At 74.9% G+C, this 17,907-nt stretch carries 15 protein-coding genes and 1 pseudogene; 9 read left to right on the top strand and 7 right to left on the bottom strand.

Annotation, left to right across the window (positions count from 1 at the left end):
• Positions 1-164: 164 nt before the first annotated feature.
• The 4 genes and pseudogenes from IPL61_23990 to IPL61_24005 all read right to left on the bottom strand — a co-directional run bounded on the left by IPL61_23990 (position 165) and on the right by IPL61_24005 (position 5,358).
• Positions 165-2,864: a carboxypeptidase regulatory-like domain-containing protein gene (locus IPL61_23990; GenBank protein MBK9034288.1), complete on the bottom strand. Its 2,700-nt coding sequence runs from the start codon at positions 2,862-2,864 to the stop codon at positions 165-167.
• Between the two features lie 96 nt (positions 2,865-2,960).
• Complete coding sequence (locus IPL61_23995; GenBank protein ID MBK9034289.1) at positions 2,961-3,431, bottom strand: HEAT repeat domain-containing protein; 471 nt, start codon at positions 3,429-3,431, stop codon at positions 2,961-2,963.
• An 87-nt stretch (positions 3,432-3,518) separates the two neighbouring features.
• Positions 3,519-3,833: a hypothetical protein gene (locus IPL61_24000; GenBank protein ID MBK9034290.1), complete on the bottom strand. Its 315-nt coding sequence runs from the start codon at positions 3,831-3,833 to the stop codon at positions 3,519-3,521.
• A gap of 622 nt (positions 3,834-4,455) precedes the next feature.
• A pseudogene (locus tag IPL61_24005) lies at positions 4,456-5,358 on the bottom strand (TIGR01777 family protein).
• A gap of 96 nt (positions 5,359-5,454) precedes the next feature.
• Between IPL61_24005 and IPL61_24010 the strand changes: the two are divergent.
• The 7 genes from IPL61_24010 (at position 5,455) to IPL61_24040 (ending at position 12,767) form a co-directional block, all read left to right on the top strand.
• Positions 5,455-6,975 (top strand): sigma-54-dependent Fis family transcriptional regulator, encoded by a 1,521-nt coding sequence (locus IPL61_24010; protein MBK9034291.1) that lies wholly within the window; start codon positions 5,455-5,457, stop codon positions 6,973-6,975.
• A gap of 66 nt (positions 6,976-7,041) precedes the next feature.
• Positions 7,042-7,491, top strand: a complete 450-nt coding sequence (msrB, locus tag IPL61_24015; GenBank protein ID MBK9034292.1) for a peptide-methionine (R)-S-oxide reductase MsrB — start codon at positions 7,042-7,044, stop codon at positions 7,489-7,491.
• A gap of 128 nt (positions 7,492-7,619) precedes the next feature.
• On the top strand, positions 7,620-8,486 hold the full coding sequence (locus IPL61_24020) for a hypothetical protein (protein MBK9034293.1): 867 nt from the start codon (positions 7,620-7,622) through the stop codon (positions 8,484-8,486).
• 112 nt (positions 8,487-8,598) lie between these two features.
• Positions 8,599-8,871 carry a hypothetical protein gene (locus IPL61_24025; protein MBK9034294.1) on the top strand — a complete coding sequence of 91 codons (273 nt, stop codon included), beginning with the start codon at positions 8,599-8,601 and terminating at the stop codon, positions 8,869-8,871.
• Positions 8,872-8,979: 108 nt separating this feature from the next.
• Positions 8,980-9,801, top strand: a complete 822-nt coding sequence (locus tag IPL61_24030; protein MBK9034295.1) for an NAD-dependent epimerase/dehydratase family protein — start codon at positions 8,980-8,982, stop codon at positions 9,799-9,801.
• Between the two features lie 35 nt (positions 9,802-9,836).
• Positions 9,837-10,064, top strand: a complete 228-nt coding sequence (locus IPL61_24035; protein ID MBK9034296.1) for a hypothetical protein — start codon at positions 9,837-9,839, stop codon at positions 10,062-10,064.
• Positions 10,065-10,556: 492 nt separating this feature from the next.
• Positions 10,557-12,767 (top strand): zinc-dependent metalloprotease, encoded by a 2,211-nt coding sequence (locus IPL61_24040; protein MBK9034297.1) that lies wholly within the window; start codon positions 10,557-10,559, stop codon positions 12,765-12,767.
• 4 nt (positions 12,768-12,771) lie between these two features.
• Here IPL61_24040 and IPL61_24045 read toward each other — a convergent pair whose 3' ends face one another.
• Positions 12,772-13,401 carry a phosphatase PAP2 family protein gene (locus tag IPL61_24045; protein MBK9034298.1) on the bottom strand — a complete coding sequence of 210 codons (630 nt, stop codon included), beginning with the start codon at positions 13,399-13,401 and terminating at the stop codon, positions 12,772-12,774.
• 65 nt (positions 13,402-13,466) lie between these two features.
• Positions 13,467-15,284: a PEGA domain-containing protein gene (locus tag IPL61_24050; GenBank protein MBK9034299.1), complete on the bottom strand. Its 1,818-nt coding sequence runs from the start codon at positions 15,282-15,284 to the stop codon at positions 13,467-13,469.
• Between the two features lie 85 nt (positions 15,285-15,369).
• On the opposite strand from IPL61_24050, the gene gshB reads away from it, so the two are divergent.
• The gene (gene gshB, locus IPL61_24055; protein MBK9034300.1) at positions 15,370-16,326 is read left to right on the top strand and encodes a glutathione synthase; all 957 of its coding nucleotides are present in this window, start codon (positions 15,370-15,372) and stop codon (positions 16,324-16,326) included.
• Between the two features lie 44 nt (positions 16,327-16,370).
• Positions 16,371-17,480 carry an adenosine deaminase gene (gene add / locus IPL61_24060; GenBank protein MBK9034301.1) on the top strand — a complete coding sequence of 370 codons (1,110 nt, stop codon included), beginning with the start codon at positions 16,371-16,373 and terminating at the stop codon, positions 17,478-17,480.
• Between the two features lie 54 nt (positions 17,481-17,534).
• Here add and IPL61_24065 read toward each other — a convergent pair whose 3' ends face one another.
• Positions 17,535-17,903, bottom strand: coding sequence for a hypothetical protein (locus IPL61_24065; GenBank protein MBK9034302.1), 369 nt, complete (start codon positions 17,901-17,903; stop codon positions 17,535-17,537).
• Positions 17,904-17,907: the final 4 nt, after the last annotated feature.

The raw sequence follows: 17,907 nt of genomic DNA on the forward strand, positions 1-17,907 counted from the left end.
GTCGCGACCGCGCTGTGGGCGCTGGTAGCATGTCGGCCTGGTCACCGCGTTCGACCTGACGGGGTCAGGATCCCCAGGGGTCGGAGCCCGAACTGGTGGCAGGCCGGCCTGGTCACCGCGTTCGACCTGGCGGGGTCAGGATCCCACGGTCGGCGCACGGGCCGTCACGGCCCGGCGTCGGCGCCGGGCGGTCGGAGCGGGGTCGGCGTCAGATCGCCGAGGTCGAGCGCCTGACCGGCGGTGACGGTGACGTCGGCGCCGAGCACGAGCGGGGTGCCGCCGTCGAGCGCCAGCAGCTTCCACGTGCCCGCCGGCGCGGTCAGCTCGAAGCGCCCGTCGGCGCCGGTCATCGCCGGCGGTCCCTCGAAGCTGAACGAGCCGCCGCCCAGGCCAGCCGGGACGTTGAGGATCGCGAGGCTGGCGCGCGGCTGCCCGGCGCCGTCGAGCACGCGCCCACGGAGGGTCGCGTCGCCGGCGAGCTCGATCGCGACCTCGACGGTGGCGCCGGTGGTCACGGTGGCCTCGGCCGTGCCGCGGCCGGCCTCGGTGCGCGCCGCGACCGTGTACGCCCCCGGCGCGAGCCGATCGATGCGGAAGCGGCCGTCGGCGGCGCGCACGCGCTGCCGCCGGCCCGGCTCGCCCTGCGCCGCGACCTCGATCCAGTAGTCGGCGGCCGGCGCGCCGCCGACGGTGACCACGCCGGCGACCGCGCCCAGCCCGGTGAGCGTGATCGTGGCGCTGGTGCCGGTGGCGACCCGCGCGGTGCGCCCGTGCAGCGCGCCGCGATCGGCCTCGGCCACGAGGTCGTAGGTGCCGCGCCGCAGGTGGGCGAGCTCGAAGCGGCCCTGCTCGTCGGTCAGGACCGGCGCGGCGGCGCCGCCGGCGCCGTCGTCGCTGATCGTCACCACCGCCATCGTCGATCCGGGGCCGGCGGCGTCATCGTCGGCGTCGTGCCCGCCCCGGAACGCCTCGGGCCGCAGCACCGCCCGGACCCAGGCGTCGGGCTTGGGCCGGCCGCTGGCGTCGTTGACCACGCCGCGGATGACCGCGTCGTCGAGCTCGACCACCAGCGCCACGCCGCGCTTCTGCTCGTTGGCCGCCAGCTTGACCGTGGCCAGGGGCCCGGTCTTGTGACCGACGCCGCGCACCGGGCCGCCGCGCTCGTCGAGCACGGTCAGCGCGTAGCTGCCGGCGTCGAGGCCGCGCGCGACGAAGCTGCCGTCGGCCGCGGTCGTCACGCGATCGGCGGACACCTCGACGCCGTTGACGATCATCCGCCGCTGGGCCGCGGCCCCGCCGCGCAGCGACACCGACATGCCCGCGACCGGCGCCCCGCGCTGATCGCGCACCGTGCCGGCGATCGAGCCGCGCTCCTCGAGCTGGATCACCGTCTCGACCGAGCCGGTGGCCGGGACCTCGACCGTCGCGGTGCCCCGGCGACCGTCGCTGGCCCGGGCCGCGACCACGTGGCGGCCCGCGGTGACCGGCGACAGCTCGAACCGGCCGTCGGCGCCGCTGAGGTTGGTCGCGGCGCCGCTGAACATCATCGTGTCGAAGCCGGCCGGGCCGCTGTCGGGATCGAGGGTCAGGCTCGCCTCGGTCGCCGGCTCGACGCGACCGACCACGCGCGGCGACGCCGTCAGCGTGATGACCACGGCGGTGACGGGCGCCGCGCCGACGGTGACCGGCTGCGGCGCGCCCGGCTGGAACCGGTGGTGGATCGCGCGGAGCTGGTAGGTCCCCGGCTCGACGCCGAGCACCCGGAACCGGCCGTCGGCGTCGGTCTCCTCGGCCTCGCCGCGGTGGGCCGACATCGCGAACACCGTCGCGCCGGCGATGCCCTGGCCCTGCTCGTCGACGACCCGGCCCGCCAGGTACGGCACGGCCTCGACCCACAGCTCGACGCCGGTGACGGCCTCGCCGATGCCGAGCGACACCTGCACCGCCTCGCGCCCCTGGCGACCGTCGGCCTCGACCCGCGCGCGCAGCCCGAGCGAGCCCGGCGGCAGGCCGGCGACCCGGAACCGACCGCTGGCGTCGGTGGGCATCGACGCGTGCGCGCCGCCGCTCTCGAGCACGCCGAGGCGATCGCCCATCGCGCGCACGACCGCGCCGGCGACCGGCGCCCCGGTCGCGACGTCCTTGACGACGCCCTCGACGACGCCGCCCGGGACCAGGCGCAGATCGAGCGTCACCGGCGCCGTCGCCAGCTCGAGGGTCGTGGCCGCGCTCAGGTAGTCGTCGTGGTCGGCGACGATGCCGTAGCTGCCCGGCGCCAGCGACAGCCGGTAGCGCCCGTCGCGATCGGTGAGCGCCGCCGCGCCGATCTGGCCGCGATCGAGCGCGCCGCGCCGCAGCGCCGCGGTGACCACCGCGCCCTCGATCGGCCCGCCGATCGCGTCGGTGACGGTGCCCGAGACCGTGGCGCCGCCGGCGGTCAGCGTCAGGTCGACGCGCGTGGTCTCGCCGGCGCGGACCGCGACGCCGTCGTCGCGCCCCGGCACGAACCCCGGCCCAGCGGCGGCGACGTCGTAGTCGCCGGGGGCCACGTCGGCGAGCTCGAACGTGCCGTCGGCGCGCGCGCTCACGGTCCGGGCCTCCTGCCCGTCGGCGTCGACGTGGATCACCGCGTCGGCGACCGGCGCGCCGGCGGCGTCGTGGACCCGGCCCTCGAGACGACCGAGCGCGGGCGCGGGCGCCGCGCCACCACCAGCCACGCCGGTGGCCGCGGCCCCGCCGGCGGTCGATGCCGCCGACCCCGCCGCGGCGCCGGAGGAGGACGGCGACCGCTGGTGCTGGCGCCACCACAGCGCGACGCCCACGAGCATGACGACGACAGCGACCCCGGCTGCGATCTTCCTCACTGCGCGATCGTACCGCCGCCGCCACGACCGCTATTCCGGTCGTGGCCCGACCTCAGCGCGCGGACGTCGGGGCTGCTCTTGATGGGCCGCTGCAGCTCAGCGGCTCACGGCCAGCCAGGCCGCCGCCCGGACCTCGGGATCGTCGTCGCCGAGCAGCCGGTGCAGCACCCGCACGTCGAGCTGCGACGACCGGCGCACCCAGGCCGCCCGCGCCGCCGCCGCGCGGACCTCGGGCGTCGGATCGCTGGCGAGATGCTCGATCACCGCCTGCTCGCCCGGCAGCGGGAACGCCCAGCCCAGCGCGTCGGCCAGGCCGCGGCGCTCGTGGAGATCGGGCGACAGCGCCAGCTCGGCGGCGACGCCCATCGACTCGATCGACGGCAGCTCGGCCAGGCGCAGCGCCAGGGCGCGGGCCGGCTCGGCGGGGTGGTCGTCGGCCGGCTCGGTGGTGGTGGTGGCGGAGCTGGTGGCCGCGGCCGCGGTCGACGCGGTCGCGAGGCTGGCGAGGGTGACGTTGGAGACGAGCGCGCGCAGGCGCGCCCACGACTTGTGGTTGCGATCGGACATGAGACCTCGACCCGCAGGCGCGGGCGGTGGACGTGACGGGGCGACGCGCTCGTGGAGCGCGCCGGGGCGACTACACGGTGCAGTCGGTCACGCCGGCGGCGAGGTCTTGGGCGCGTGCGGCAGCACCGCCGCGGGGGCGGGCGCCGGCGCCGCGTCGAACAGGATGCCGACCGCGGTCCGCACCGGCGGTCGCAGGGCGATCGCAGGTGTCGCGGTGAGCGGGGTGACCAGCGCCTGGGCCAGCGCCGCGCGCACGTCGCACGACAACGCCAGGCTGGCGTCGCACAGCCCGCTCGCCTCGTCGAGCTTCCAGCCCGACGGGTCGGCCGGCGCCGCCGCCGCGATCGCCGGCGCGGTCGCGCTCGCGACGATCGCAGCCAGGACCAGACGCAGCGCGGCCATCGGATCAAACGTGCGCACGGCCCCGCCGGTCGTCAACCCCCGATCGTCATGACGCGATGCGCAGCACCGGCCGCGGAGCCGCCGCGCGCCCGAAGCGCAGCCGGACGGCGCGACCGCGGTGCGTGAAGATGCGGCGCAGCTCGCCGGCGATCATCAGGCGGTTGGCCACCGCGCCTAGCGGCCCCAGCGGCGGCGCGTAGTGCACGGTGTCGATCATGATCGTGCGATCGCCGGCGGCCTCGAACCGGTGCTCGTGCCACCAGCAGGCGTACGGGCCGCGGGCCTGCGAGTCGACGAACCGCGCGCGGCCCGCGGCCGGCGGCTCCCACGCGTCGATCACCGTGCGCCAGCGCATCGGCACGCCGCTGGCGCGGATGCGGTAGTCGATCACCGCGCCGGCGCCCATGGCGATCGGCGTCGGCGTCGTGATCGTGAAGCCCATGTCGGGCGGGGTGATCGCGCCCAGGTTCTCGGCGGCGCAGAAGAACGCGAACACCTCGGCCAGCGGCCGATCGATCACCGTGCGCGCGGTCAGCGTGTAGCGGGGCGGCCGCGCCGCGAGGTACGCGCTCGTCGGCAGGTCGCGCGGCGTTGGGCCGATCGTCACGGCGGTCGGGTCGCCGGCGAGGGCCTCGGCGACGGCGTCGTCGAGCCGCGGCCACGCGAACGCGAACCCGACGCGCTCGAGCGCGCGCGGCGCGACCCGCTGACCGCCGAGCACCAGCGGCGCCCGCGCGCCCAGCGCCAGGCGCACGCCCAGGCGCGGCGCCGACAGCCACGCCGGCCGGCCCAGGGCCGCGCCGACCGCGCGCGCGAGGTCGCGGTTGCGCGCCGGCTCGGGCGCGACCAGGTTGACCGCGCCGTCGAGGCGCGCGTCGGTGGCCGCGACCACCAGCGCCTCGACCGCGTCGTCGAGGTGGATCCACGGCACCCACTGCGCGCCGCGCCCGACCGGCCCGCCCAGGCCCCAGCGGAACAGCGGCCGCATCGTCGCGAGCGCGCCGCCCTCGCCGCCCACGACCACGCCGATGCGCGCGCGCACGACCCGCGCGCACCGCGCCCGCGCCGCCTCGGCCGCGGCCTCCCAGTCGCGGCACAGCTCGGCCGCGAACCCGGCCCCCGGCGGCGCGGTCTCGTCGACGACGTCGTCGCCGCGATCGCCGTACCACCCGACCGCGCTCGCCGACACCAGCACCGGCAGCGGCGTGGCGCGCGCGTCGATCGCGTCGACCAGCTGCCGCGTCACGCCGATCCGGCTGGCGCGCAGCGCGGCCTTGCGGGCCGCGGTCCACCGCCGGTCGAGGATGCCCTCGCCGGCGAGGTTGATGACCGCGTCGGCGTCGGCGATCGCGGCGGTGACCGCGGCGGTCGCGGCCAGGGCGACGACCTCCACGTCGGCGCCGACCTTGGCGCGGGCCGCCGCCGGATCGCGCACCAGCGCGGTGAGCGCGTGGCCGTCGCGCGCCAGGCGCAGGACCAGCGCGCGGCCGATGAACCCGGTGGCTCCGGTGATGACGAATCGCATGAGGCCTTCGATGCCCCCAGTCCCGGGCCCGTTACCACCGCCCGTGCGCGCGGTCACCGTCGACAGCCCCGGGGCCGCCGTGGTATGGCCGAACCAGTGACGCAGCCCCTCGACCCCAAGCAATACCCGATCTTGGTCGTCGACGACGAGCAGGACAACCTCGACGCGTTCCGGTTCAACTTCCGGAAGGTCTTCGACATCGTCAGCGCCGGCAGCGGGCCCGAGGCGCTCGAGGTCCTCAAGCAGAAGGACGTCGCGGTCATCATCACCGATCAGCGGATGCCGAAGATGACCGGCCTCGAGCTGCTCAAGGAGGCCAAGGAGCTGCGGCCCGACGCGGTCGGCATCATCCTGACGGCGTTCACCGACGTCGACGTGCTGATCGAGGCGATCACGCTCGGGCAGGTCTACCGCTACATCACCAAGCCGTGGGACGCGAAGGAGGTGCGCGGCATCCTCCAGTACGCGCTCGACCGCTTCCACCTGCAGCGCGAGAACCGCCGGATGACCGCGCAGCTGGCCGAGTACACCGGCTACCTGAACCAGCAGCTCCACGGCGAGTTCGACTTCGGCAACATCATCGGCGACTCGCCGGCGCTGCGCGAGGTGCTCACCAAGGTCGAGCAGGTCGCGCCGACCGCCTCGACGGTGCTCCTGCGCGGCGAGACCGGCACCGGCAAGGAGCTGGTGGCGCACGCGATCCACATCAACTCGCCGCGCGAGCACAAGCCGTTCGTCCGGGTCAACTGCGCGGCGCTGGCGCCCGGCATCCTCGAGAGCGAGCTGTTCGGCCACGAGAAGGGCAGCTTCACCGGCGCGGTCGAGCGCCGGCGCGGCCGGTTCGAGCTGGCCGACGGCGGCACGCTGTTCCTCGACGAGGTCGGCGACCTGCCGATGGAGGTGCAGATCAAGCTCCTGCGCACGCTCCAGGAGCGCGAGTTCGAGCGGGTCGGCGGCGCCGAGACCATCAAGGTCGACGTGCGCATGGTCTCGGCGACCAACCGCAACCTCGAGCAGATGATCGAGGAGGGCGAGTTCCGCGAGGACCTGTACTACCGGCTCAACGTGTTCCCGATCCACCTGCCGCCGCTGCGCGAGCGCCACGGCGACGTGCCGCTCCTGGCCCAGCACTTCGTCGCCAAGTTCGCGCGGTCGATGGGCCTGCGCGCCAGCTCGCTGACGCCGGACGCGGTGTCCAAGCTGCGCGAGTACCCGTGGCCCGGCAACGTCCGCGAGCTCGAGAACATCGTCGAGCGCGCCATGATCCTGGCCCGCGGCGGCGAGGTCGGCGCCCAGCACCTCGACTTCGGTCGGCGCGCGACGCCGTCGTCGGGCGCGTTCCCGATCACGACCCACGAGGCGCCGTCGGCGCCGATCACGGTCGCCCCGGCCGGCGACGACGGCCGGTCGCTGGCCGAGCGCCTGCTCGACAGCGAGAAGCGCGAGATCGTGGCCGCGGTCGAGAAGAGCAAGGGCAACATCGCCTCGGCCTCGCGCATGCTCGGCATCAACCGGTCGACCTTGTACTACCGCCTGCGCAAGCACGGCCTCGAGCACCTCCTGCCGACCAAGCTCGCGGTCGGCGACGAGGGCCCGGGCGAGCCGACGCCGGCCTGACCGAGCCGCGCGCGGCCGAGCGAATCGCGGTTCGCCAGATCGCCCACGCCAGGGCAGGCTTGCGCCATGGCCCAATCACCGTCCGGCTACGACGTCACCCGCCTCGTCGACGATCAGGTCGAGCGCCTGGCCGAGGCGCTGACCCCAGCGGAGCGCCACGTCCTCCTGCACCACGGCACCGAGCGCCCGGGCTGCGGCGTGTTCCTCGACAACAAGCGCGCCGGCACCTACTGCTGCCGGCTGTGCGGGCTGCCGCTGTTCCGCTCGGCCACCAAGTTCGAGTCGGGCACCGGCTGGCCGAGCTTCTTCGCGCCGTTCGATCGCGCCCACGTCAGCTACATCCACGACGACAGCCACGGCATGCGCCGCACCGAGATCCGGTGCGTGCGCTGCGACGGCCACCTCGGCCACGTGTTCCCCGACGGGCCGCCGCCGACCGGCGAGCGCTACTGCCTCAACTCGGCGGCGCTGGGGTTCGTCGACGAGGGCGCGCCCCTGACGCCGCGCGAGGCGTGAGCGCGCCGACCGCGCCGACCGCTGGATCGATCGATCGCCAAGTCGCCTAGGCAGCTGATGCCCGCGCCGCGCAACCCCGCGCGCGGCCACGAGCCGCGGCCGGCATGGGCCGTGCAATCCCGCCCAGCATGAAGCGCACCTTGCCCGCCCTCGCGATCCTCATCCTGTCGCTGGCATCCGCCGATGTGGCCCTGGCCGATCGCGTCGAGCTCGAGGATCACCTCGGTCAGGCCATGGGCCAGCTCAACCGCCAGGACGTCGGCGCCCTGCGCGAGTATGCCAACTGCCGGCAGTCCCTGGCCGCTGCGAAGAAGCTGTTCCGGCGCGGCGACAAGCTGCGCGCACAGGCGTTCGAGCACCACCCGCAGGCGGTCAAGGACGGCGACACCTACGCCATCACCGTGGCCGACCTGCCGTGGATGTGCGACGAGATCGATCGCATGGTCGCGCACGCCACGCTGTTCGAGTCGCTGACCATGGCGCAGAGCTACCAGCGCACCCTCGCGACCAAGCCCGCGCCCGACGAGCGCGCGCACCTCAGCGAGGGCGACGAGTCGCTGGCGCAAGCCACGCGCTGCGCCGCGGCCGTCGCCGCCGAGGCCGCGCACGGCGCCACCGCGATCGAGTGGAAGGGCGCCTCGATCCCGATCGCCGACGCCACCGGCCTGTGCGAGGCGATCCGCGCCTGGGGCGACTACCAGAACGCCTCGGGCGAGGCCAACTTCGAGAAGGTCGCGCCGACCTACCGCGCGCTCGGTATCGACGGCGACCGCCTGCGGCTGTTCGTCGCGAACGAGACCGTCTACTTCCGCGGCAAGCGGTGCGAGAAGCTCGAGGATCCGAAGGCCCTGGCCAAGGCGCGCTACGCGTACCTGTGGCTGGTCAACGCAGACGACACCCACACGATCCGCAAGTACACGTTCACCGGCAACCGCTACAAGATGGTCGAGAAGACCTTCACGTTCGAGCGGCAGGCCTACGCGTTCTGCAAGTGATGCCCGCCCGTGACGCCCGCCCGTGACGGCGCGGTCGCGGCGCCGCGTGACGACCGCGTGACATCGGCGCCGGGGCGATTGACGCCGCCGGCGCCGTCGCCACGTTGAGGGCATGGCGATCTTCACCGAGGCCCTGCTCGCGGTCAGCCTGATCGGCGCGGCGGCCCACGCGGTCGTGTGGATCGTCCGCGGCGGCCTGCGGACCCGCGGATCGGCGCCGGCGGACGCGTCGTGGCTGGCGCCAGGACTCTCGGCACCGACCATCTGGGTCGTCGACGCCGCCGCGGCCCCCGGCGGCGTCTGGCACGCGGCCGGCTGCGGTGACCTCGGCGGCGCCTGGCACGCGGCCGACTGCCATGACCTCGGCGGCGGGCGGCATCACTGACCCGGCGCGGGCCGGTCGTCGTCGACGAGGGCCGCCAGCGGCGCCGACGAGTTGCGGGCGCCGGAGCCCCTTGATACAAGGCCCCATGGTCCAGCCCGCGGTGTGTTCGTGAAAGTGCTGGTCGCGGGTGGCAACGGCTTCATCGGCCGGGCCCTGTGCGCGCGCCTGCGCGAGCTGGGGCACGAGGCGGTGGCCAGCGGCCGCGGCGACACCGAGGAGCGGGCCGCCGAGGGCGCCGACGCGCTGGTCTGGGCCGCCGGCGGCCGGCCGATCTCGGCCGAGCAGTGCGTCGCCGATCACAGCCACGCGGCGGTGCGCACGATCAAGGCCATGCCCGGCCTCCAGCGGATCATCTACATGTCCTCGGCCGAGTCGTACGGCCTGCAGGACGTGCCGTTCCGCGAGGACGCGACGCTCCTGGGCGCGTCGCCGCTGGGTCAGGCCAAGGCGGCCGGCGAGCACAACGTCGCGGCCACCGCCGGCGCCACGCCGCTGGTGATCCTGCGCCCGTGCTGGGTCTACGGGGCCGGGCTGGCGCCGTCGACGTTCCTGCCGACCCTGGTCAACCACCTGGCCAACCGCCGGCGCTACGCGATGACCCCAGGCCAGCAGACCCGCGACCTGATCTACATCGACGACATGGTCCGCGCCCTCGTGCGCGCGCTCGAGCCCGACGCGCCGGCCGGCACCTACAACATCGGCACCGGCGTCGAGACCCCGGTGCTCGAGATGGCGCTGACGATCGCCCGGCACGTGCGGCCCAGCGCGATCGCGCTGCTCGACGTCGGCGCCCGCCCCTACCGCGAGGGCGAGGCCTTCCGGGTCGCGCTCGACGTCAGCCGCGCCAAGGACGTGCTCGGCTTCACGGCCACGGTCGACCTCGAGGACGGCCTCGGCCAGATGGTCGACGCGCTCGCGCCCGATCGCTGATCGAGCTGGCGACCGGCCGCCACCAGTGCGCGGCGATGGTCATCCTGCCCCACGCCCCGATCGCGCTGTCGCCCGACGGCCGGTGGGTCGCGGCCGGCGAGACCCTGCTCTACCTGTTCGACACCGCGACCTTCGAGCTCGCGGCCACGCTCGCGGTCACCTCGCCGGTCACCGCGATCACCTTCGTCGACGATCACCAGCTCGCGCTCGGCCACAAGAACGGCGCGGTCGCGCTGGTGGCGCTGGCGTCGACGACCGGCTGAGCGCGCCCGACCTGCCGCGGGGTGCCAGGTCCTGCCAGTGGCGCCCGCGCCACACACGGTGTCGCCGCGTGTCCACGCGCGCGCCGCGGTGCGCGCGGCCGGTCGCGGCCAAGCGAGCTCCGACCCGCGCGTGCGCGCCGACGTTGCCCGCCGCGACGCGATCGTCACGCGCGCGATGATCGCGATCACGCGCCAGCCCGACACACGCGGCGCGATCATCGTACGCGCGACCACGACTGTGCGCGCGTGTGTCAGCCGCGGGCGGGGAATCGTCGACGGTGGTGGCGGCGATCGACCACGTGGACGCCGCGCGACCGCGCGTCGGCCGCGCGCGCGCGCCTCGGCGTCGGCGCCGGCCGATCGCGCGTTGGCCCGCGACTTGGATGGTGCCGCCGCGACAGCCGGTGGCGACGTGTGCGCGCGCGTGGCAGTTCACGCAACCGCGGACGCGTCGCCGGTTCCGAGCTGCACCCCTCCAAGGAGCCCCTCCGCATGAAACGACTTCTCCTCACCGCCTCCCTCCTCGCCCCCCTCACCTCCGTCGTCGCCTGCACCGGCGGCGACGACGTCGCGGTCGTCGATCCCGACGCCCCCGATCTGCTGGCCGGCGCCGACTTCGTCGCGATCCCGCGCGCCGTCGACCGCGCCGAGGCCGCCGCGCGCCAGGCCAAGCTGACCGCCGCCGGCATGCCGCGCGATCGCCACCGGGCCGCGCCCGGCCCCACCTTCTACCTGGCGATCAAGAAGTCGGTGCTGGCCGAGCGCTGGTTCCTGTCGGCGTTCCTCGAGCAGTACTTCCCGGGGCAGGTGTCGTTCGGCGCCGGCGTGTCGCTCGGCACCCGGGTCGTGTCGTTCAAGGTCCAGAACGGCACGCTGTTCGTGTTCGACGCCGACGATCGCCACGCGTCGTCGTCGGTCTTCGACCCCGACGTGCTGGTCGAGGCCTACCCGCTGGTCGACGACCCCGGCGTCACCAACCTGCCCGGCGCGCACCAGTACGTGTTCATCGACCCGGCCGCCGGCCTGAACCGCTTCGACGTGCTCGGCGACTACTTCGGCACCAACCCGTTCCCGGTCCGGTTCGAGGTCGAGCTGTCGTTCCTGCAGAACTTCCGGAGCATCAGCGACGGCGTCACCTACCAGCAGGTGTTCACCGGCTACTCCGACGTGCCGCTCGGCGACGGGCAGATCGAGCCCGACGCGTTCCGCGGCTCGGGCACGCTCGGCCTGGCGTTGCGCCGCTACCACGAGGGCAGCAACTACGTGCCGGTCGAGCTGCCGTGGCAGGAGCACTTCTTCCGCAGCGACGCCAGGCTGGTGCCGGGCACCGGCGGCGTCGCCCAGACCGCCGCGCACTGGGACATCTACCCGGGCATGCAGCCGATCGAGTGGGTGATCTCGCCGGCGCTGGCCCAGCTCGACGCGACCCCGGCCTACGCCGACGCCGACCTGGTCGGCGCGGTCGAGCGCGGCATCGAGGGCTGGAACGCGGCGTTCGGGTTCGAGGTGTTCCACGCCCGGGTCGCGACCGCGACCGAGTCGTTCGGCCAGGACGACAGGAACTACGTGATCTTCGATCCTGATCCGTCCCTGGGCTACGCGTTCGCCAACTGGCGCACCAACCCCAACACCGGCGAGATCCGCGGCGCCAGCGTGTACTTCGGCGGCGCCTGGGTCGACCGGTTCGGGTTCGACGACGATCCCGCCGAGGCCGGCAGCGGCGGCGCGCCGGTGCGTCCGAGCGTGCCGCCCCCGCCCCGGATGGTCGGGCTGCGCTGGGCCGGCGTGACGTCGGCGCCGCTGTGCGTGCTGACCGCCGGCGCCGATCACGATCACCTGCGGCCGCCGACCGCCGGCGCCCAGCTGACGGCCGGGCAGAAGCTCGAGGCCTACGTCGCCAACATGATCACGCACGAGATCGGCCACGACCTCGGCCTGCGCCACAACTTCAAGGGCTCGCTGGTCGCGCCGTACTCGTCGTCGGTGATGGACTACACCGACTTCGAGACCCGGATCGCCCAGGCCGAGCAGCCCGGCAGCTACGACGTCGGCGCGGTCCGGTACCTGTACGGGCTCGACGCCGACCTGCCGACCGAGCCGTTCTGCACCGACGAGGACCTCGGGCTCGATCCCGACTGCCAGCAGTTCGACACCGGCGCCGACCCGCTCGCGTCGACCTGGCAACCGCGCTGGGAGCTCCTGCGCGAGTTCTTCACCCGGTTCGGCGTCGACGGCTCGTGGCTGTTCTACCTGCGCGCGTACGCCGGCGGCACCTACGACCACGCCCAGCACGGTGACGCCGACGCGGCGAACCGCGCGCTCGACGTCATCCTCGCCGACGTCGGCGTCCCGCTCGACCCTGCGCTCCTGGCCGACCCGGGCTTCATCGCCGGCGGCGCCGACCTGATGCTGGGCGCGGTCCTGGCCGAGCTGGGCCCGGCGCCGAGCTGGGCGATCGCCGCGCGCATCGACGATCAGCTGGTCGGCGTGCTGATCGACGGCGACGGCGTGCGCAGCTACGCCAGCCGGCGCGCGGTGGTCGACGTGCTCCACGGCCGCCAGACCGCCGACGCGCTCGAGCTGCTGCTGGCGGCGCGCGCGACGATCGCCGCCGAGCTGCCCGGCCTGGCCGGCACCGACGCGACGCTCACGCGCGACCTGCTGGCGCGCATCGACCGCGCCACCAGCCCGTACTTCGAGTGAGCGATCACCGGCGGCGGTAGCCGAGCAGCGCCGCCGCCAGCCAGGTGTACGTCACCACCAGCGCCGCGCCGCCGACGACGTCGCCGACGAAGTGCGCGTTGGTGGCCAGGCGCGACGCCGACGCGAACACCGGCACCGCCAGCAGCGGCACGCCCACACGGGGCCACGCCACCGCCAGCGGCAGCGCGATCGACAGGTAGTGGCCGGTGTGGCCCGACGGGAACGCGATGCCGCCGGCGTACCAGAAGGTGTCGTCGCCGCCGCGCGCGAGCCACGCGCTCGGGCGCAGGCGGCCCAGGCCAGGCTTGAGCTCGAGCAGCGTCAGCTTGGTGGCGACGTGGACCAGCGCGAGCAGGCCCAGGCCGCGCGCGTGCCGCCGCAGCGGCGGCGCGATCAGCGCGAGCGCCGCAGCGCCGACGATCACCGCCGTCGGCAGCCACTTCCACCAGGTCAGGCCGGTGGCGCGATCGAGCGCGGCCAGGCACGCCTGCCACTGCGGCAGCGGCTCGATCGTCGCCAGGTAGCGCGCGACCGGCTGATCGAGCGCGACGATCGCGAGCGCGGTGGCGGCGGCGAGCCCGAGCGCGAGCGGCGGCAGCGCGCGGGTGACACGGGCGGAGGTCAGCGAGCACACCGGCCGAGCGTGCCGCGCCGGGTCGGCCGCGGCCAGTCGAACCCGCCGCCGGATCGGCGCCGGCCTCACTTCTTCTTCAGCGTCACCATCACCATCGTCGTGCCGTTCTTGGCGTAGACGCGGCGCTCCTCGGGCTGCATCCCCGGCGCGGTCAGCGTGACCTTGGCGCGCTCGAAGCCGTCGACGGTCGTGGTCAGCGGCGACCGCCCGACGGTGTGGCCATCGACCACGACGGTCGCGCCCGAGGGCCGCGTGACGATGCGCAGGTGCGCGGTCGGCCGCGGCATGAGCACGTGGAGGGCCAGCGGATCGGCGGTGGGCTCGATGTGACGGATCTGCTCCTGGTAGCGCGGGTGGCGCAGCACCACCGTCGTCGGCGCGCACGGCACCGCGATCGACGCCGGGGTCACGCCCCGGCGCTCGCCGTCGACGAAGATGCCGACCCGGTCGGCGTTGGTGGTGACGGCGACGCGGCAGCTCGCGCGCGCGCCGGTCGCCGGCGGCGCCACGACCGCGGGCTCAGGCTCGGCGACCGGCTCGTCGACGGCCACGGCCGCGACCGCGGTCTCGAGCGGCGGCGCCGGCGCGGCCACCGGCGCGGATGTGGGCGCCCCTGCCGCCGCTGCCGCCGCGGGCGCGGTCACCGGTGCCGGCGCGGTCACCGGCGCGGATGTGGGCTCCCCTGCCGCCGCTGCCGCCGCGGGCGCGGTCACCGGCGCCGGCGCGGTCACCGGCGCGGGCGCCGCGGCGACCGCCGGCGCGGCGCGCTGCTGCGAGACCGAGCGCGCCCACATCACCGCGCTGACCGCCACCGCGGCGCCGGCGGTCGCGATCACCACCGACGCGATCAGCACGCCGCGCGCGGCCCGTCCGGACCCGGCCGTCGTCGCCGGGGTCGCAGCCGCGGCCGCGGGCACCGCCATCGTCGCGGGGTCCATCACCGGGATCCACATCCGGCCCTGGTCCGGCCCCCAGCCCGGCGGCAGCGTCGTCGGGCGCATGCGCGCGTCCGGCGGGGCGTCGGCGGGCCAGCTCGGCGCCGGCGCCATGTAGTAGCCCGCACCCGGCGCCGCGAACACCGCCATCAGCGGCGGCGGGATCGTCGAGCCCGGCGCGGCCTGCGCCTCCGGCGGCGCGACCTGCGGCGGCACCGGCGGCGGGATCTGGACCGTGGGCGCCACCGGCGGCGGCGCAGCCGCGACCGAGGGCGGCGGCGCCGGCGGGAGGCTCGTGCGCGAGCCGGTCGCCAGCGGGGCCAGCTCCGGCAGCTCCAGCGCGCCGCTGCTCCGGCGCGACTCCAGCGGCGGGATGTCCGGGATCGACGGCCGCGGCGCAGCGGCCCGGGCGGGTCGGCCCGGCGGCAGCGGCGGCACGAGCGCCTTCGCCGGCGCGACCCCGTGGCGCGCCGGCTCGGGCGGCAACGGCGTCCCGACGGCGCCCGACCAGTCGCTGCGCTCGCGCGCCCGCGCCCGCGATCGGCTCTCGGGCCGCGGCGTCTCGCGCGCGCCCGACAGGCCCGACACGCTCACGACCGCGTCATCGAGATCGATCCAGGCGTCGCGGCTGCGGCTGTCCTCGGTCGCCGACAGGAACCGCACCAGCGTCGTCCCGCCGTCCTGACGGACCGACTCGGCGGTCCCACGCACCGCGACCTCGCCGGTCGCCGTGAGCAACGCGATCTCGAACGTCCGCCCCGCCTCGATCTTCGTCGGCAGGCGCAGCGCGCCGCGCTCGATGCCGGTGCTGATCACCGCCATCAACGCCTGCGCGGTCGCGAACCGCGTCTTGACGGTCACGTCGACGGCAAGGTCGGACATCTGACCATGGTAGATCGCGAGCGCGGTCGATCGCGAGCTTTGTGTTGTCCGCGCGACCGCGATCACCCATCGCTACCCCCGACTCACCCTCGGGCGGTTGTGGGTGCAGCACGGCGGGTGTGCTCCCCCGGTTCCAGGCTAGAGTGCCGCGGTGCGGCTCCTGTTCATCGTCGATCCCCTCGAGCGCCTGGGCCTGGCCGGCGACACCTCCTACGCGCTGATGGTCGAGGCGGCGGACCGCGCGCACGAGCTCTGGACCTGCCAGATCGAGCACCTCGGGCTCGAGCACGACGACCCGGTCGCGGCGGCCCAGCTGACGGTCGTGCGCCGCGCCGACACCCCGGCCGCGGCGTTCTCGCTCGACGCGCGGGTCCCGATCCCGCTCGACGCGTTCGACATGGTCCTGATGCGCAAGGACCCGCCGGTCGACGTGAACTACCTGCACGCCACCTGGATCCTCGAGCAGGCCCGCGGCCGCACGCTCCTGGTCAACGATCCGCGCGGGCTGCGCGAGCTCAACGAGCACCTGGCCGTGCTGCGGTTCCCCGAGCTGACCCCGCCGACCCTGGTCACCCGCGACGCCCGGCGCCTGGCCAGCTTCCAGCGCGAGCAGGGCGGCGCGATCGTCGTCAAGCCGGTCGACGGCTTCGGCGGCCTCGGCGTGTTCGTCGTCAAGGACGGCGACCCCAACACCTCGTCGATCTACGAGACCTCGACCGGCGGCGGCGCCCGCTGGACGATGGCCCAGAAGTACCTGCCCGAGGCGGTCGACGGCGACAAGCGCATCCTGCTGGTCGACGGCGAGCCGGTCGGCGCGGTGCTGCGCGTGCCCGGCAAGAACGAGGCGCGCGGCAACCTCCACGTCGGCGGCCGCGCGGTCAAGGCCGAGCTCGACGCCGACGACCGCGCGATCATCGCCGCGATCACCCCGACCCTGCGCGACCTCGGCCAGATCCTGGTCGGCATCGACGTGATCGGCGGCCGCCTGACCGAGATCAACATCACCTCGCCCACCGGGGTCCGCCACATCGAGGCCCTCGACGGCCGCAACACCGCCGGCGACGTGCTCGACCGGCTCGAGCGCGCCGCCCGGGCCCGCGCCGCCTGACCGCGGCGCTTGCGCCGCCGGGGGGCCGGATCGATAGTGCGGCGATGCCGCCCGAGCTGTCCCTCGAGTTCATCGAGAAGCTGCCCAAGACCGACCTGCACTGCCACCTCGATGGCTCGCTGCGGCTCGACACGATCCTCGACCTGGCCCGGCGCCAGGGCGTGACCCTGCCCACGACCGACCGCGCCGGGCTGTTCCATTTGCTCTACGCGGGCGAGCGGTGCGCGTCGCTCGACGAGTACCTCAAGGCGTTCGACATCACGCTGGCCGTGATGCAGACCGAGGAGGCGCTCGAGCGGTGCGCGTTCGAGCTGGCCGAGGACGCCTGGCGCGAGAACGTGCGCTACCTGGAGGTCCGCTACTGCCCGCTCTTGCACACGCGCGAGGGGCTGCGGCCGTCGGTGGTGTGCGAGGCGGTCATGCGCGGGCTGCGCGCCGCCAAGCGCCAGTACGGCATCCGCTACGGCGTGATCCTGTGCGCGATCCGGTCGCAGCCGGCCGACCAGTCGCTGCGCATCGCCGAGCTGTGCGTGGCGTTCAAGAACCGCGGCGTCGTCGGCTTCGACCTGGCCGGCAGCGAGGTCAACAACCCGGCCAAGCTGCACCGCCAGGCCTTCCAGCTGGTCATCGACAACAACATCAACTGCACCGCGCACGCCGGCGAGTCCTTCGGGCCCGACTCGGTCCACCAGGCGATCCACAAGTGCGGCGCCCACCGCATCGGCCACGGCGTGCGCCTGATCGAGAGCGGCGAGCTGCTCAACTACGTCAACGACCACCGCATCCCGATCGAGGTGTGCCCGTCGTCGAACGTCCAGACCAAGGCCGCGGCGAGCTGGGAGGCCCACCCGGTCGACTTCTTCGTCGACTACGGCCTGCGGGTCACGATCAACACCGACAACCGGCTGATGACCGACACGACGGTCTCGAAGGAGCTGTGGCTGTGCCACAAGCACTACCGGTGGCCGCTCGACACGCTCAAGGAGATCATCGTCTCCGGCTTCAAGAGCGCGTTCATGCCCTACCGCGAGAAGGCCGACCTCTTGGCCGAGATCGTGCGCGAGCTGGCGACGTTCACCGCGCCGACCAACGGCAAGCCGCTCGAGCAGCCCGCCGCCAAGCCCGCCGACAAGCCCGCCCGCCCCCGGGCGTAGCGTGGACCTGGGTCGCCGCGCACCCCGCCGCCGGCGCGGCGCTGCGGGCGCGCCTCAGCGGACGGTGAGCTGCAGGTGCGCGGTCGCGGTCGCGGTCGCGCCGTCGGCGTCGGTCACGGTCAGGACGATCGTCGCCGGGCGATCGCCGCGGAACCGGACGACCGGCGCCGCCGAGGTCGCGCGGCCGCGCTCGTAGCGGTGCTCGTCGTCGAGGATGTCCCACGCGAACGTCAGGGGCGCGGCCCCGGTCGGGTCGTCGATCGGGTCGGCCGAGGTGGTGGCGTCGAGCGTGACCTCGGTCTGGAAGCCGTCGTTCTCGAGGATCGTCTCGGGCGTGAGCTCGATCCGGGCCAGCGGCGGATGGCCGGCGTCGCCGGTGCAGGCGGCGAGCGCGACGGTGGCCAGGACGGCGCTGCGGACCATGGCC

Source organism: Myxococcales bacterium (genome assembly GCA_016717005.1).
Classification (GTDB): Bacteria; Myxococcota_A; Polyangia; order Haliangiales; family Haliangiaceae; genus UBA2376.